14 protein-coding genes are annotated in these 14,667 nt (G+C 65.3%); 3 read left to right on the top strand and 11 right to left on the bottom strand.

Annotated elements, in window-relative coordinates:
* Positions 1-92: 92 nt before the first annotated feature.
* From AC1RGE_RS26065 to AC1RGE_RS26075, 3 genes are all read right to left on the bottom strand, one after another.
* Entirely contained in the window at positions 93-566 is a 474-nt protein-coding gene (locus AC1RGE_RS26065; RefSeq protein ID WP_011058670.1) for a glycine zipper domain-containing protein, read from the bottom strand.
* Positions 567-865: 299 nt separating this feature from the next.
* Positions 866-3,214, bottom strand: coding sequence for an FdhF/YdeP family oxidoreductase (locus AC1RGE_RS26070; protein ID WP_011058671.1), 2,349 nt, complete (start codon positions 3,212-3,214; stop codon positions 866-868).
* 281 nt (positions 3,215-3,495) lie between these two features.
* Positions 3,496-4,383: a LysR family transcriptional regulator gene (locus tag AC1RGE_RS26075; protein WP_011058672.1), complete on the bottom strand. Its 888-nt coding sequence runs from the start codon at positions 4,381-4,383 to the stop codon at positions 3,496-3,498.
* Between the two features lie 136 nt (positions 4,384-4,519).
* Here AC1RGE_RS26075 and lysM point away from each other — a divergent pair, with 136 nt between their 5' ends.
* A complete protein-coding gene (lysM, locus tag AC1RGE_RS26080; protein ID WP_011058673.1) occupies positions 4,520-4,960 on the top strand; it encodes a peptidoglycan-binding protein LysM in 441 nt (146 codons plus the stop codon).
* Between the two features lie 68 nt (positions 4,961-5,028).
* On the opposite strand, the gene yrfG is transcribed toward lysM, so the two are convergent.
* Entirely contained in the window at positions 5,029-5,691 is a 663-nt protein-coding gene (yrfG, locus tag AC1RGE_RS26085; RefSeq protein WP_015633779.1) for a GMP/IMP nucleotidase, read from the bottom strand.
* A gap of 224 nt (positions 5,692-5,915) precedes the next feature.
* Here yrfG and nudE point away from each other — a divergent pair, with 224 nt between their 5' ends.
* Both nudE and cysQ read left to right on the top strand, forming a co-directional pair.
* A complete protein-coding gene (gene nudE / locus AC1RGE_RS26090) occupies positions 5,916-6,482 on the top strand; it encodes an ADP compounds hydrolase NudE (protein ID WP_019094906.1) in 567 nt (188 codons plus the stop codon).
* Positions 6,483-6,493: 11 nt separating this feature from the next.
* Positions 6,494-7,321, top strand: a complete 828-nt coding sequence (cysQ, locus tag AC1RGE_RS26095; RefSeq protein WP_019094905.1) for a 3'(2'),5'-bisphosphate nucleotidase CysQ — start codon at positions 6,494-6,496, stop codon at positions 7,319-7,321.
* Between the two features lie 141 nt (positions 7,322-7,462).
* Here the strand turns inward: cysQ and AC1RGE_RS26100 are convergent, their stop codons facing one another.
* The 7 genes from AC1RGE_RS26100 to rfbB all read right to left on the bottom strand — a co-directional run bounded on the left by AC1RGE_RS26100 (position 7,463) and on the right by rfbB (position 14,654).
* Positions 7,463-7,918 (bottom strand): YiiD C-terminal domain-containing protein, encoded by a 456-nt coding sequence (locus AC1RGE_RS26100; RefSeq protein ID WP_011058677.1) that lies wholly within the window; start codon positions 7,916-7,918, stop codon positions 7,463-7,465.
* A 37-nt stretch (positions 7,919-7,955) separates the two neighbouring features.
* Entirely contained in the window at positions 7,956-9,362 is a 1,407-nt protein-coding gene (locus tag AC1RGE_RS26105) for a sigma-54-dependent transcriptional regulator (RefSeq protein WP_011058678.1), read from the bottom strand.
* Positions 9,363-9,436: 74 nt separating this feature from the next.
* Positions 9,437-11,245, bottom strand: a complete 1,809-nt coding sequence (locus AC1RGE_RS26110; RefSeq protein ID WP_011058679.1) for a sensor histidine kinase — start codon at positions 11,243-11,245, stop codon at positions 9,437-9,439.
* A 34-nt stretch (positions 11,246-11,279) separates the two neighbouring features.
* Positions 11,280-12,161, bottom strand: a complete 882-nt coding sequence (gene rfbD / locus AC1RGE_RS26115) for a dTDP-4-dehydrorhamnose reductase (protein ID WP_072443789.1) — start codon at positions 12,159-12,161, stop codon at positions 11,280-11,282.
* Entirely contained in the window at positions 12,158-12,703 is a 546-nt protein-coding gene (gene rfbC, locus AC1RGE_RS26120; protein ID WP_019094903.1) for a dTDP-4-dehydrorhamnose 3,5-epimerase, read from the bottom strand. The genes rfbD and rfbC overlap by 4 nt, the downstream gene beginning before the upstream one ends.
* The gene (gene rfbA / locus AC1RGE_RS26125; RefSeq protein WP_011058682.1) at positions 12,700-13,575 is read right to left on the bottom strand and encodes a glucose-1-phosphate thymidylyltransferase RfbA; all 876 of its coding nucleotides are present in this window, start codon (positions 13,573-13,575) and stop codon (positions 12,700-12,702) included. The genes rfbC and rfbA overlap by 4 nt, the downstream gene beginning before the upstream one ends.
* Complete coding sequence (gene rfbB, locus AC1RGE_RS26130; RefSeq protein WP_011058683.1) at positions 13,572-14,654, bottom strand: dTDP-glucose 4,6-dehydratase; 1,083 nt, start codon at positions 14,652-14,654, stop codon at positions 13,572-13,574. The genes rfbA and rfbB overlap by 4 nt, the downstream gene beginning before the upstream one ends.
* Positions 14,655-14,667: the final 13 nt, after the last annotated feature.

A 14,667-nucleotide genomic window follows, 5' to 3' on the forward strand; every position in this document is an offset into this window, starting at 1 on the left:
ACCTGTCTCCACGAGCCGCCTGACACACCGCAGCGCCTGCTCTGGCGAGTCCTGCGGCCTCGTTCGCAGCCTGCGGCAGCGGCTACAGGGGATCAGTCGCGGTAGTGGCGGTGCTTGCGATGCCCGTAGGCATGGCCACGGCCACGGTGGCCGTCGCGGTAGTAGCGGCGGTCGTCGCGGCCGCGGTAGTCGCGATCTTCCCGGGCACTTTCATTGCCCATGTAGTTGCCCAGCGCGCCGCCGGCGCCACCGCCTGCCGCTGCGCCGATCAGGCTGCCGGTGTTGCCGCCCATGCTGCGGCCCACCACGTTGCCACCGGCTGCGCCCAGGGCGCCGCCAATGGCTGCCTGGCCACGGCTGCGTTTGTCCGCGCCCACTGCGCTACCGCCGGCGCCGCCCAGGGCCGCACCGATGGCGGAACCGGTATTGCCGCCGATCTGCTGACCGACCACCGAGCCTAGAACCCCGCCCAATGCGCCGCCCACACCTGCTTCAGTGGTGCCTCCGGCAGAGGCGACGCCGCTGACCAGGCCAAGGGACAACAAGAGAATCGAGGAGAACTTCATAGAGGAGCCTCAAAGGGATGACGGCGCGATCCTGAGGCTGTATCGAGGGGCTTACAAACGAAATCCGACGAATAGCACGAATTGTACACAATATCGTAACTTATTGTTTTTAATGCGGAACTTAAGCGATTTTTGCGGGTCTTTAGCTACTTCGGAACGGCCGCTTTGATACAAAAGCGGCCTTTTTTGTGCCTGCGGTTCAAGGCTGCGCAGCGGCTGTCGCCGGCAGGCCGGCTCCTACGATTCACGCGCTAGCCGTAGAAGCTGGCTTGCCAGCGAAGAGGTCCTCAAGCCAGGAATCAGGCCGAGCGAGCCATGATCAGGCCGCTGTCGCTGGCCGCTTCCAGGCGAATGGCGATGAACTTGGAAGTCGGGGTGTGGCTGCCGTCGCCGGTGCTTTCCAGCGGTACCAGGGGGTTCACTTCCGGGTAGTAAGCCGCGGCCTGGCCGGCCGGAATGTCGAAGGCCAGCAGGGTGAAGCCTTTGACCCGGCGCTCGCGGCCGTCGTCCCAGAGCGAGACGATATCGGCCTTTTGCCCCGGCTTGAAGCCCAGGCGGATGATGTCCGCCTCGTTGGCGAACAGCACGTCGCGCTGGCCCTTGACCCCGCGGTAGCGGTCGTCCAGCCCATAGATGGTGGTGTTGTACTGGTCGTGGGAGCGCATCGATTGCAGGATCAGGTCCGGCAGTTGGCCGGTGGCCCGGGTGCGCTCGTGGATCAGGTCCCTGGGCAACGAGTTGGCGCGGAAGTTGGCACGCCCCGACGGGGTGTTCCACTGGCGGGCGCCGGCGCTGTTGCCCAGGTAGAAACCGCCAGGATGCTTGAGCCGTTCGTTGAAGTCCTTGAAGCCGGGAATGGTGTCGGCGATCAGGTCGCGGATGCGTCCGTAGTCGGCCGCCAGCCAGTTCCAGTCCACCGGCCGGCTGCCCAGGGTTGCAGCGGCGATACCGGCGAGGATCCAGGGCTCGGAGCGCATCTGTGACGACAGCGGCTGCAACTGGCCGTTGGAGGCGTGGACCATGCTGAAGGAGTCTTCCACGGTCACCGCTTGCGGGCCGCCCGCCTGCTGGTCGATATCGGTACGTCCCAGGCACGGCAGGATCAGTGCGTCCTTGCCGTGGGCCAGGTGGCTGCGGTTGAGCTTGGTGCTGATCTGCACGGTGAGGTCGCAGTTGCTCAGGGCCTGGAAGGTGCGCGGGCTGTCCGGGGTAGCCTGGGCGAAGTTGCCCCCCAGGCCCATGAATACCTTGGAGCGGCCTTCGAGCATGGCGTGGATCGCCTCGACCACGTTGTGGCCGTTGTCCCGGGGGACCTTGAACTGGAAGCGCCGCTCCAGGGAGTCGAGGAAGGCAACTGGCGGGCGTTCGTTGATGCCCATGGTGCGGTCGCCCTGCACGTTGCTGTGGCCACGCACCGGGCACAGCCCGGCGCCGGGCTTGCCGATGTTGCCGCGCAGCAGCATCAGGTTGGCGATTTCCTGGATGGTCGGCACCGAGTGGCGGTGCTGGGTGATGCCCATGGCCCAGCACATGATGACGTTCTTGCCCTTGGCATACATGCGCGCCGCTTGCTCGATCTCCACCAGGGCCAGGCCGGACTGCTCGACGATCTGCTCCCACGGGGTGTCGTCGATGGTGCCCAGGTAGTCGAGCACGTTGGCGGTGTGGGCATTGAGGAAGTCGTGGTCGAACACCGACGCCGCGCCGGCTTTCTGCGCATCGCGCTCCCACTGCAGGAGGAACTTGGCCATGCCCCGCAGCAGCGCCATGTCGCCGCCCAGGGCCGGGCGGAAGTAGGCGGTATTGGTCGGGCGGTTGCCGTTGGTGAGCATCTCGATCGGGCTTTGCGGGTGCTGGAAGCGTTCCAGGCCGCGCTCCTTGAGCGGGTTGATGCACACCACCTGGGCGCCGCGCTTCACTGCTTCACGCAGCGGTTCGAGCATGCGTGGGTGGTTGGTGCCGGGGTTCTGGCCCCAGACGAAGATGGCGTCCGCGTGTTCGAAGTCGTCGAAGGTCACCGTGCCTTTGCCGACCCCGACGCTCTGCGCCAGGGCCACGCCGCTGGCCTCGTGGCACATGTTCGAGCAGTCGGGGAAGTTGTTGGTGCCATAGGCGCGCACGAACAGTTGGTACAGGTAGGCCGCTTCGTTGCTGGCCCGGCCCGAGGTGTAGAACTCGGCCATGTCCGGGCTGGGCAGGTTGTGCAGGTGCCTGGCGATCAGGCTGAAGGCATTTTCCCAACTGATGGGCTGGTAGCGGTCGGTCTCGGCGTTGTAGCTCATCGGCTCGGTCAGCCGGCCCTGGTACTCCAGCCAGTAGTCGCTCTGCTCCAGCAGCGAAGTGACGCTGTGCTTGGCGAAGAACGCTGCGTCCACCCGGCGCTTGGTGGCTTCCCAGTTGACCGCCTTGGCGCCGTTCTCGCAGAACTTGACCATGCCGCTTTCCGGCGAGTCGCCCCAGGCGCAGCCCGGGCAGTCGAAGCCGCCGTTCTGGTTGGTCTTGAGCATCATGCGGATGTTCTTCAGCGCGTTGTCGCTGGTCAGCCACGCCTGGGCCACGCTGATCAGGGCGCCCCAGCCACCGGCGGGTCCCTTGTAGGGCTTGTAGCGGGCTACGGGTTTCTGATCGGCTTGGTTATGTGTACTCACGGGCGACTCTCCATCGCAGGCTGCTGACCCGCAGCGCACGCTCGGCGGCAGGTGGACAAGGTTGAGACGCTGCTCGCGCGACCAGCGTCTGGCCGGGCAAATGCCTTCGCGTACTAGCGTTCGAGGGATGCTGTGGGGCTGGCTGGCAGCGAGTGCGGGTGCCCGTTTCGCCAGGGCTGGCGCCGCGCCGGGGTGACCAGCGGCGTAACGGCTCCCAAGACTAAGCGCGGCAATCTGTCGCGTCTAATTGCTAGTACTGATCTATTGATAGATGGCGTCGATCAAGAATCGCCGAAGGATTGCTGGTAGAGGGCGAAGCAGGCTTGTGCCAGGGCCGAGCGCGGCGCGCTGCGGCGCATGATCAGGCCCAGGCGGGCCAGGGTCTGGGCATCGGCAATGGGTTGCAGGCGCAGGTGCTCGGTGAGGGTTTCCAGGCCGCTGTCCAGAGGCATCACGGCGCAGCACAGGCCGCCATGGACCATCTGCACCAGCTGATGGACGGCGTCGGTCTGCAGCACCGGCTGCGGTTGCAGGCCGCGGATGTGGAAGTTGTGGTCGATGGACTGGCGAAAGTGCATGCCGCTGGTGAGCAGGCCCAGGGGCAGTTCGATCAGCGCCTCCCAGCTCAGGGGCTGCTCGCCGAAGCTGAAGTGCCGGTGGTCGTAGAGCAGGCCCATGTGGGTCGGTTCCAGGGGCAGGGAGTCGAAATTCTCGCTGTCCAGGCGCTCCAGGTAGGAAACCCCGAGGTCCAGGCGATTGCTGGCCAACTGTTCGAGGATCTGTTCCGAGCTCAGGGACGAGAGTTCGAAGCGCAGGTTCGGGTGCTCGGCATGCAGGCGCTGCAGCAGTGGCTGGGGATTGAAACTCGACAGCGGCACCACCCCTACGCGCAGGGTGCCCACCAGGTTGCCGCGGCAGGCGGCGGCCTCGGCCAATAGCCCGTCATGGGCGGTGAGCACGGTGCGGGCCCACGCCAGCACCCGCTCGCCGGGTGCGGTGAAGCCTTCGAAACGCTGGCCGCGCTTGACCAGCGGCAAGTCGAGCTCTTCTTCCAGGCTGCGCAGGCGCATGGAGAGGGTCGGCTGGGTGATGTGGCAGCGCGCGGCGGCTTGGCCGAAATGCCGGGTTTCGTCGAGGGCGATGAGGAATTTCAGCTGCTTGAGGTCCATCTTCGCTCCGGAGCGGCAAAAGGCCGGGATTCTACCGCGGGCCTGTGACCTTGGGTCACTGGTCGCCCGGGAACCTCATCCGGCCAGGCTGGTCTAGTCTTTCGCGTCTGGATCTATCAACCAAGGAGTGTGCGACATGAGCATTTTCAGCTTTGTGAAGGAAGCCGGTGAGAAACTGATCGACCTGTTGACCCCGGGTAACGCCAATGCCAGTGAGCAACTCAAGGAGCACATCGAAAAGGTTGGCCTGGGCAATCCCAATGTTCATGCCACGGTGGAAGGTGACAAGGTGATTGTCAGCGGTGAAGTGGCGAGCCAGGAAGAGAAGGAGAAGATCCTGCTGGCCCTGGGCAACATTTCCGGCGTCGGCAGTGTCGAGGACCAGATCACCGTGACCGGTCCGGCGGTGGTTTCTGCGGTATTCGTCACCGTGAAGAAAGGCGACACCCTGAGCGCCATCGCCAAGGTGCAGTACGGCGATGCCAACAAGTACAACAAGATCTTCGAGGCCAACAAGCCGCTGCTGTCCCACCCGGACAAGATCTACCCGGGCCAGGTGCTGCGTATTCCCGAATGATCGGTTCTCTTCGCGGGCAAGCCCGCTCCCACGGGGTTCTGTAGGAGCGAGCTTGCCCGCGAAGGGCTTCACAAGCCTTCGATCAACGCCCGGTAATCCCCCACCGCCGCGAACTCCGCGGTGTCTTTCGGCCCTCTGCGGCTGTCCGGCTGGCTCACCGCCAGCAACTGCGCCACACCAAAGTCCCGCGCACTGCGCAGGATGGGCAGGGTGTCGTCGATGAACAGGCTGCGGGCCGGGTCGAAGCGGATATCGGCCTGCAAGGCGTCCCAGAACTGTGGGCTTTCCTTGGGGAAACCGTAGTCGTGGGAACTGATCAGGCGTTCGAAGTATGGCGCCAGTTCGATCCGTTCCAGCTTCAATGACAGGGAGTCGCGATGGGCGTTGGTGATCAGGATCACCCGCTTTCCGGCTTGCTTGATGGCTGCAAGAAAGGTGTCTGCGTCCGGACGCAGGGCGATCAGGTGCGCGGTTTCCAGCTTCAACTCGCGCACCGGCAGTTGCAGTTCGGCGCTCCAGAAGTCCAGGCAATACCACTGCAACTGGCCGGCGTTGCGTTCGAACAGGGGCTGCAGCTCCAGCTCGGCCATGGCCCGGCTGACCCCGTGCAGCTCGGCGTAGCGCTGGGGCAGGTGTTCCATCCAGAAATGGTTGTCGTAGTGCAGGTCCAGCAAGGTGCCGTCCATGTCCAGCAGGACGGTATCGATCTGGTGCCAGGGCAGTAGGGCCATCGAACACTTCTCCAGTGGTAAGAAAACAGCCGACCGGCGGGGTCGACAAGGCCAGTGGGGCAGGGAGGCCCGGTCACTAGAACGGATAGAAAGGAGCCGCCTCGAAGAGGACGGTCACACGCAGTAAACAATAGGTTCCGCCGTGGTGCTGTGCACCGGCAATCTGCAACCCAGTCACTTTAAAACAGGCTGTATAGTAACCCGCTATCGCCAAGGAGCCCGCTATGCGCCAGAAACCCACCGTACTCGCCCGCGAGATCGTCGCCACCAGTCGTCTGTTCTGTGTCGAAGAGGTGCAGTTGCGGTTTTCCAATGGCGTCGAACGTACCTATGAGCGCCTGGTGGGCAAGGGCGCCGGCTATGGCGCGGTGATGATCGTGGCAATGCTCGACGCCGAGCATGCAGTGTTGGTGGAGGAATACTGCGGTGGCACCGACGCCTACGAGCTGTCGTTGCCCAAGGGCCTGATCGAGCCGGGGGAGGATGTGCTGGCAGCGGCCGAGCGCGAGCTCAAGGAAGAGGCCGGGTTTGGCGCGCGGCAACTGGAGCACCTGACCGAGCTGTCGCTGTCCCCGGGCTACATGAGCCAGAAGATCCAGGTAGTGCTGGCCACCGATCTGTATGAGGAGCGCCTGGAAGGCGACGAGCCGGAGCCGATGCGGGTCGACAAGGTCAACCTGCGCGAACTGGCGAGCCTGGCGCAGAACCCTCAGTTCAGCGAAGGCCGGGCCCTGGCCGCGCTGTACTTGACCCGCGACCTGCTGAGCCAGCGCGGGGTCTATCAAGCATGAGCGAGACGTCAATGAATTTTCCCCATCCCTTGCTGGCGCCGGTTGCCGAGCTGGCCTTGCGTGCCGGTGAAGCGATCCTGCCGTTCTGGCGCGCCGATGTGGCGGTCAATCACAAGGCCGACGAGTCGCCGGTGACCGCCGCCGACCTGGCCGCCCATCACCTGATCGTGGCCGGCCTCACGGCCCTGAACCCGAGCATCCCGGTGCTGTCCGAAGAGGATGCGGACATTCCCCAGGCCACCCGCGCCAGTTGGCAGCGCTGGTGGCTGGTGGACCCGCTGGACGGCACCAAGGAATTCATTTCCGGCAGTGAAGAATTCACCGTCAATATCGCCCTGATCGAGCAGGGGCGGGTGGTGTTCGGCGTGGTGTCGATGCCCACCAGTGGCCGCTGCTACCTGGGCGGTGCCGGCCTTGGGGCCTGGCGCGTGGATCGCGGGCAGGCACCGCAGGCGATCCAGGTGCGTGAGCAACCAGGGGCCGGCGAGGCGTTTACCGTGGTGGCCAGCCGCCGGCATTCGAGCCCGGAGCAGGAACGTCTGCTCAGTGGTTTGAGCGCCGCCCTGGGTGAATTGCAACTGGCCAATATCGGCAGTTCGCTGAAATTCTGCCTGCTGGCCGAAGGCGCGGCGGACTGTTATCCACGCCTGGCGCCCACCTCGCAGTGGGACACCGCGGCGGCCCAGGGCGTGCTCGAAGGCGCGGGCGGCGAGGTGCTGGATCTCAGCGGTGCGCCGTTCTGCTATCCACCTCGGGAGTCGTTGCTCAACGGCTTCTTCCTGGCCCTGCCGGCCAAGGCGCCCTGGCGCGCCAAGTTGCTGGAACTGGCCCGCTCCTGATCACCTCGCGGCGACTTGCCTCTGCCACCCTTGTGCAGGAGCCGGCTTGCCGGCGACGGGGCCCTTGGGCCCTGTGCAAGCATTTCCGGCCTCTTCGCTGGCAAGCCAGCTCCTACAGATTTGAGCCGGGTCGCAAACGGGTTAGCGGTGCAGGACGTACTGGCCGGTAAAACGCACGGCGTCTTCTGCGCTGCCGGCATTGACGACCCGGGTGTGCAAGGTCAGCCGGGCACGGCCGTAGCGCTGATACATGGCGAGGAATTTGTTCCAGACCTTGTCATCCGGTGCGGCGCAGATCGCCACGGCGTCGCCGGTCACCGGCAGCGGGTAACTGATCTGGCCTTCCTGGATGACGATGTGCCCGTCATCGATGCCCTGTTCCTTGAGCCGCAGGTGCAGCCAGCCCCAGCCGGCGAGCACCGCACCGCAGTACAGGCTGCCGCCGAACATGGTGCTCTTGTGGTTGACGTTGGCCTCCAGGGGCAAGTGCAGGCGCAACTCTTGCCCCTGCCAGTCGAGCACCTGCAGACCCATGTCCCGTGTCAGGGGGATGTCGTGGTGGAGGATGGATTCCAGGTATCGACTGTCGCGATTCATGCCGGGGCCTCAGGGGTCAAGGGAATAACGGAACGCTTCATTCTGATTCGTCGCCGGGCTGGTTGGCGCCGCCGTCGGCGAAGTTCAAACCGTGCTTGCGCAGCTTGTCGTGCAGGGTCTTGCGTGGAATCCCCAGGGCTTCGGCGAGGCTGCGCATGGAGCTGTGGGGCTGGGCCATTTCAGCGGCGATCAGGGTCTTTTCGAAGTGCTCCACCTGCTCGCTCAAGCCACCTTCGATCAGGCTCGGGGCCGCAGCCGCGAGAGTACCCGGCTCGCTGTTGTCTAGGGCCAGTTCCAGGCCCAGGGCGAAGCGTTCGGCGGCGTTCTGCAGCTCGCGCACGTTGCCCGGCCAGCTGTGGCGCAGCAGCAAGGCACGGTGTCCGGGTTGCAGTTCCTGGGGGGGCAGGCCGTGGCGGGTGCTGGCTTCGTCGGCGAAGTGCTGGAACAGCATCAGCACGTCTTCGCCACGCTCGCGTAGCGGCGGAATGCGCAGCGGCGCGACGTTCAGGCGGTAGTAGAGGTCGGCGCGAAAGCGTCCCTGGTCCGCGGCCTGGCGCAGGTCTTCCTTGGTCGCGGCGATGATGCGGATATCCAGCGGGATCAATTGATTGCCCCCCAGGCGTTCCACCACCCGCTCCTGCAGCAGGCGCAGCAGCTTGACCTGGACATCGAGGCTCATGCTTTCGATCTCATCGAGGAACAGGGTGCCGCCGTTGGCAAATTCGAACTTGCCGATGCGGCGTTTCTGCGCGCCGGTGAAGGCCCCCGGCTCGTGGCCGAACAGCTCGCTTTCCACCACCGATTCCGCCAGGGCCCCGGCGTTGATCGCTACGAACGGCCCGTTGCGCCGTCCGGAGAGATCGTGCAGGGCACGGGCCACCACTTCCTTGCCGGCGCCGGTCTCGCCGAGGATCAGCACATCGGCCCGGGTCGCCGCCAGGGCGCCGATCTGCTGGCGCAGGCGCAGCATCGGCGCCGACTGGCCTACCAGCCGTGCACTGAGTTCCTGACGGTCGCTGAGGGCCAGGCGCAGGCTGCGGTTGTCCAGCACCAGGCGCCGCCAGTCCAGGGCGCGGCGCACACTGTCCAGCAGGGCATCGCTGGCGAAGGGCTTTTCCAGAAAGTCATAGGCGCCGGCACGCATGGCCTGCACGGCCAGGGGCACGTCGCCGTGGCCGGTGATCAGCAGCACCGGCAGTTCCGGGTCCTGGGCATGCAGCTGGTTGAGCAGCTCCAGGCCGTCCATGCCGGGCATGCGGATGTCGCTGACCACCACCCCCGGCCAATCCCGCTCCAGGCGCGGCGCCAGGCCCTGGGCTTCGGCCAGGGACAGCACCTTGAGCCCCGCCAGGTCCAGGGTCTGGCTCAGGGCCTGGCGCAGGTGGGGATCGTCGTCGATCAGCACCACTTGCAACTGAGGATCGAGGCTCTCGGGATGGCTCATCGCTCACTTTCCAGATCGTGTCGGGGCCGGGAGCGCCGGGCCGGACAGGGTTGATATCGGGTTGCCGTTCTGCTTCATACCCCGCGGTCCTCGGAAGGCTGCAGGCTGACCCCGGGGGCCCCGGCCCGCAGGCGCAGGGTGATCAGGGCCCCGCCTTCGCGGTGGTTGGCGAATGACAGTTCACCACCGAAGGCACGCATCAGGGTGTCGCAGATGGCCAGCCCCAGGCCCAGGCCCTGAGTACGGGTCTTGGTGGTGTAGAACGGCTCTCCGGCGCGACCCAGCGCTTCCATGCAGAAGCCCGGACCGTTGTCGCGAATGTACAGGTTGACGCCGGTGGCGGTGGATTCGGCACTCAGCCAGAGTTTGCGCGGGGGGCCTTTTTCGGTCAGGGCATCCAGGGCATTGGCCAGCAGGTTGCCCAGTACCTGGCGCAGGCGGGTTTCCCCGGCTTCGACCCACAGGGTGGCGGCCGGCAGGTCGCGGATCAGTTCCACTTCCATGGCCCGGCGGCGCTTGGCCAGCAGCGCCAGGGCGTCGTCCAGGGCCGGTTGCAGGGCCACGCTTTCCGGGGCGTGGTGATCGCGCCGGGCGAAGGCCCGCAGGTGGGCAATGATCGAGGCCATGCGCCCGGTCAGTTCGCTGATCAGTTTGAGGTTGCCTCGGGCGTCGTCGGTGCGCTGGTGGTCCAGCAGCACTTCGGCGTTCTCGGCATAGCTGCGGATCGCCGCCAGGGGCTGGTTGAGCTCGTGGCTGATGCTGGCCGACATGGTGCCCAGAGCCGAGAGCTTGCCGGCCTGGACCAGGTTGTCCTGGGCCCGCACCAGTTCCTGCTGGGCGGTTTCGCGCTCCAGCACTTCCTGCTTCAGGCGCCGGTTGAGGCTTTCCAGGTCGCTGGTGCGCTCGGCCACACGCATCTCCAGCTCGCGCCGCGCCTTGGCTTCGAAGGCGATCCGCTCCAGGTAGTGGCGGCGGCGCTGCATCATCAGGCCGAGCAACAGCATTAGTACCAGCAGCGCGGCGGCGCCCACGGCCACTACCGTGCGCACCGGCCGGTCGATCAGAGTGCGCGGCGCGAGGATGCTCACGGCCCAGCGGGTTTCGTCGATCTGCTGGGTCTGGGTCAGCCAGGCATTGGGGTTGAGGTTCAGCGGCCTTGGGTCGCGAGTCGGATAGGGCTGGATAGCGACGATCGCCTGGCGTTCCTCGTCGCTCAGCGGCCGGGTCGCGCGAAAGCGCCATTCCGGGCGCGAGGTGAGGATCACCACGCCATTGTGGTCGGTCATCAGCAACTGTTCCGGGGTCTTTCCCCACAGGCTTTCGGTGTGGTCCAGGTCGACCTTGACCACCAGCACGCCAAGGATCCGCTCGCCATCGCGCACCGCGGCAGCAAAGAAGTAGCCGCGCTTGGCCGAGGTGGTGCCCAGGCCGAAGAAGCGCCCCAGGCGCCCGGCCATGGCCTCGCTGAAATAGGGGCGGAAGGCGAAATTGCGACCGACGAAGCTGTCGTGCTTGTCCCAGTTGGAGGCCGCCAGGGTCTTGCCGCTGGTGTCCATCAGGTACATCACCTCGGCGCCGGTCTGGGCACTGATGTTCTTCAGCAGGCGGTTGGCGTTGCCCTGGGTCACGCCATCGTCCGGGGCGCCGAGTACCGCGCGCAGTGCCGGCAGGTCGCCGAGGATCTGCGGCAGCACTTCGTAGCGGTGCAGGGTGCCCAGCAGGTTGGCCACGTACAGGTCGAGGGTCTGGCGGTTCTGGCTGGTCAGCTCGTTGCGGTAGTAGCGCTCCGCCAGATGCTCCAGCGGCCACAGCAACGGCGCCAGGCACAGTGCCAGCAAGGCCAGGCTGCGCCAGCGAGGGCGACGGGGAAGGGGTGGGGTCATGGAAAAGGCGCCTGTGGATACAGGCGCATTATGCCTAGCCCTGCTCGGCAAGACACTCGCGCAATGCGGTGTGCCAGTCCGGCTGGACCACGCCCCACTCCCGTGCCAGGCGGCTGCAGTCCAGACGCGAGTTCAACGGCCGCGGCGCCGGTGTCGGGTAAGCGCTGGAAGGGATGGCTTCAAGGACGGCGCAGGGTTTGTCCATGGCCAGCAACTGCTCGCCGATGGCCTGGGCAAAGCCGAACCAGGAAGTCTCGCCGTGGGCGGTGAGGTGGTAGGTGCCCCAGGCGCCGGGCTGCCCGGCTCGCCAACGCTCGATCAGCGCCCGGGTGCTGGTGGCGATGGTGCCGGCCCAGGTGGGCGCGCCGATCTGGTCGGCCACTACCCGCAGCTCGGGTTTTTCCTGCAGCAGGCGCTGCATGGTCAGCAGGAAGTTCTTGCCATGGCTGGAATAGACCCAGCTGGTGCGCAGGATCAAATGCTGGCCCTGGACCAGCCGGATCGCCCGTTCGCCAGCCAGCTTGCTCTCGCCGTAGACACTCAGCGGGTTGGGCTCGTCGTCCTCCACATAGGGCGTTTCCTTGCTGCCATCGAACACGTAGTCGGTGGAGTAGTGAATCAGCGGCACACCCAGCTCGAAGGCTTCCTGGGCGAAGATCCCGGGGGCCGTGGCGTTGATCGCAAAAGCCAGGTCCGGCTCGCTCTGGGCCTGGTCGACGGCGGTGTGGGCGGCGGCATTGATGATCAGGTCCGGGCGAATGGCGCGCACTTGCTGGCGGATCTGTTCCGGGTGGCTCAGGTCCAGTTGCTCACGACCCAGGACCACCAGCTCGCCGAGGTCGCCGAGGCGCTGCTGCAGCTCCCGGGAGACCTGGCCGTGCTGGCCGCTGATAAGGATTTTCAGAGGAGCGTTCATGGGAACAGATCGGCCTCGGTCAGAAGGGCGCCGGCCTGATCCTTGGCGGACAGTTGCGGGGGCTCGTCGAGCTCCCAGTCGATGGCCAGGGTCGGGTCGTCCCAGCGGATGCAGCGCTCGGCGGAAGGGGTGTAGTAGTCCGTGGTCTTGTAGAGGAACTCGGCGAAATCACTGAGCACCACGAAACCATGGGCAAACCCTTCGGGCACCCAGAGCTGGCGATGATTCTGTGCGCAAAGGCGTACCGCTACCCATTGGCCGAAGTGGGGGGAGCTGCGGCGGATATCCACTGCCACGTCGAGCACCTCGCCCTGGGTCACTCGCACCAGTTTCCCCTGGGTGTTCTGCAACTGATAGTGCAGGCCACGCAGCACGCCTTTCTGCGAGCGTGAATGGTTGTCCTGGACGAATTGCGCGTCGATGCCGGTGGCCTCGGCAAAGGCCTTGGCATTGAAGCTCTCGTAGAAGAAGCCACGCTCGTCGCCAAAGACCTTGGGCTCGATGATCAGTACGCCGGGCAGGTCGGTAGGGATGACCTTCATTGCGCTTCCCCCGCCAGAGTGAACAGGTACTGGCCATAGCCGGTCTTGCCGAAGTAAGCGGCGCGCTCCAGCAGGTGCTCGCGGCTGATCCAGCGGTTCTCATAGGCGATCTCTTCCAGGCAGGCCACTTTCAGGCCCTGGCGATGCTCGATGGTCTGCACGTACTGCGAGGCCTCCAGCAGGCTGTCGTGGGTGCCGGTGTCGAGCCAGGCGAAGCCCCGGCCGAAGCGCTCCACGTGCAGGTCGCCACGCTGGAGGTAGGCGTTGTTGACGTCGGTGATCTCCAGTTCGCCCCGGGGCGAAGGCTTGACGTCCCTGGCAATCTGCACCACGTCATTGTCGTAGAAATACAGGCCGGTGACCGCGTAGCTGGACTTCGGCTTCTTGGGTTTCTCTTCGATGGACAGGGCACGGCCCTCGCTGTCGAAGTCGATGACCCCGAAACGCTCCGGGTCCTTGACCCAGTAGCCGAACACCGTGGCGCCGCGGGTGCGCTTGGCGGCATCGCGCAGCTGTTCGCCGAAGTACTGGCCGTGGAAGATGTTGTCGCCCAGGATCAGGCACACCGGGTCATTGCCGATGAACTCCTCGCCAATCAGGAAGGCCTGGGCCAGGCCATCCGGCGAAGGCTGTTCGGCATAGCTGAAACGCACGCCGAACTGGCTGCCGTCACCCAGCAGGTTGCGGTATTGCGGCAGGTCCTGAGGGGTGGAGATGATCAGGATGTCCTGGATGCCGGCCAGCATCAGTACCGAGATCGGGTAGTAGATCATCGGCTTGTCGTAGATCGGCAGCAGCTGCTTGGACACACCGAGGGTGATGGGGTGCAGACGGGTGCCGGAGCCGCCCGCCAGAACAATGCCTTTGATCATGCAATCAGATCCTTGATGTCGGTGGAACCCAGGCGTTGGCCCTGGTAGCTGCCGTCTTGTACCCGGCGGCACCACTCGAGGTTTTCCAGGTACCACTGCACGGTCTTGCGCAGGCCACTGGTGAAGGTTTCTTCCGGAACCCAGCCCAGCTCGCGCTCGATCTTGCCGGCGTCGATGGCGTAGCGCAGGTCGTGGCCGGGGCGGTCCTGGACGAAGGTGATGAGGTCGGCGTAGTGAGCCACGCCCTGGGGTTTCTGCGGGGCCAGCTCTTCCAGCAGGCTGCAGATGCCGCGTACCACGTCGATGTTCTTCTGCTCGTTGTGGCCGCCGATGTTGTAGGTCTCGCCGACCGCGCCTTCGGTCATCACCTTGAACAGGGCCCGGGCGTGATCCTCGACATACAGCCAGTCGCGCACCTGCAGGCCGTTGCCGTACACCGGCAGCGGTTTGCCTGCCAGGGCGTTGAGGATCACCAGCGGAATCAGCTTTTCGGGGAAGTGGAACGGGCCGTAGTTGTTGGAGCAGTTGGTGATCAGCACCGGCAGCCCATAGGTACGCTGCCAGGCGCGGACCAGGTGGTCGGATGCGGCCTTGCTGGCGGAGTAGGGCGAGCTGGGGGCGTAGGGCGTGGTTTCGGTGAACAGGTCATCGACGCCATGCAGGTCGCCATAGACTTCATCGGTGGAAATATGGTGGAAACGGAAAGCGGCTTTTTCCGCCTCGGGCAATGCGTGCCAGTAGGCGCGGGTCGCTTCCAGCAGGCTGTAGGTTCCGACGATATTGGTCTGGATGAAGTCGGACGGCCCGTCGATGGAGCGGTCGACATGGGACTCGGCAGCCAGGTGCATGATTGCGTGGGGCTGGAAGCGCGCCAGCACGGCGCTGACGGTGGCCTGGTCGACGATATCGGCCTTGACGAACTCATAGCGGCTGTTGCTGGCGATGCTGTGCAGCGATTCCAGGTTGCCTGCGTAGGTCAGTTTGTCCAGGTTCAGCACTTCGTGTTCCGTGTGCTGAAGCAGATGGCGGACCAGGGCCGAGCCGATAAAACCGGCTCCGCCGGTAACGAGAATGCGCATATTTGGGGCCTGT

The sequence above is a fragment of the Pseudomonas sp. GW823-FHT02C05 genome (assembly GCF_058797595.1).

What these genes read in the sequence shown, in the direction of transcription:
- AC1RGE_RS26110 (WP_011058679.1), bottom strand. Translation starts at nt 11,245, where the DNA reads ATGACCCCACCCCTTCCCCGTCGCCCTCGCTGGCGCAGCCTGGCCTTG.
- lysM (WP_011058673.1), top strand. Translation starts at nt 4,520, where the DNA reads ATGAGCATTTTCAGCTTTGTGAAGGAAGCCGGTGAGAAACTGATCGAC.
- AC1RGE_RS26100 (WP_011058677.1), bottom strand. Translation starts at nt 7,918, where the DNA reads ATGAATCGCGACAGTCGATACCTGGAATCCATCCTCCACCACGACATC.
- rfbC (WP_019094903.1), bottom strand. Translation starts at nt 12,703, where the DNA reads ATGAAGGTCATCCCTACCGACCTGCCCGGCGTACTGATCATCGAGCCC.
- rfbA (WP_011058682.1), bottom strand. Translation starts at nt 13,575, where the DNA reads ATGATCAAAGGCATTGTTCTGGCGGGCGGCTCCGGCACCCGTCTGCAC.
- nudE (WP_019094906.1), top strand. Translation starts at nt 5,916, where the DNA reads ATGCGCCAGAAACCCACCGTACTCGCCCGCGAGATCGTCGCCACCAGT.
- AC1RGE_RS26065 (WP_011058670.1), bottom strand. Translation starts at nt 566, where the DNA reads ATGAAGTTCTCCTCGATTCTCTTGTTGTCCCTTGGCCTGGTCAGCGGC.
- rfbB (WP_011058683.1), bottom strand. Translation starts at nt 14,654, where the DNA reads ATGCGCATTCTCGTTACCGGCGGAGCCGGTTTTATCGGCTCGGCCCTG.
- AC1RGE_RS26105 (WP_011058678.1), bottom strand. Translation starts at nt 9,362, where the DNA reads ATGAGCCATCCCGAGAGCCTCGATCCTCAGTTGCAAGTGGTGCTGATC.
- cysQ (WP_019094905.1), top strand. Translation starts at nt 6,494, where the DNA reads ATGAATTTTCCCCATCCCTTGCTGGCGCCGGTTGCCGAGCTGGCCTTG.
- AC1RGE_RS26075 (WP_011058672.1), bottom strand. Translation starts at nt 4,383, where the DNA reads ATGGACCTCAAGCAGCTGAAATTCCTCATCGCCCTCGACGAAACCCGG.
- yrfG (WP_015633779.1), bottom strand. Translation starts at nt 5,691, where the DNA reads ATGGCCCTACTGCCCTGGCACCAGATCGATACCGTCCTGCTGGACATG.
- rfbD (WP_072443789.1), bottom strand. Translation starts at nt 12,161, where the DNA reads ATGAACGCTCCTCTGAAAATCCTTATCAGCGGCCAGCACGGCCAGGTC.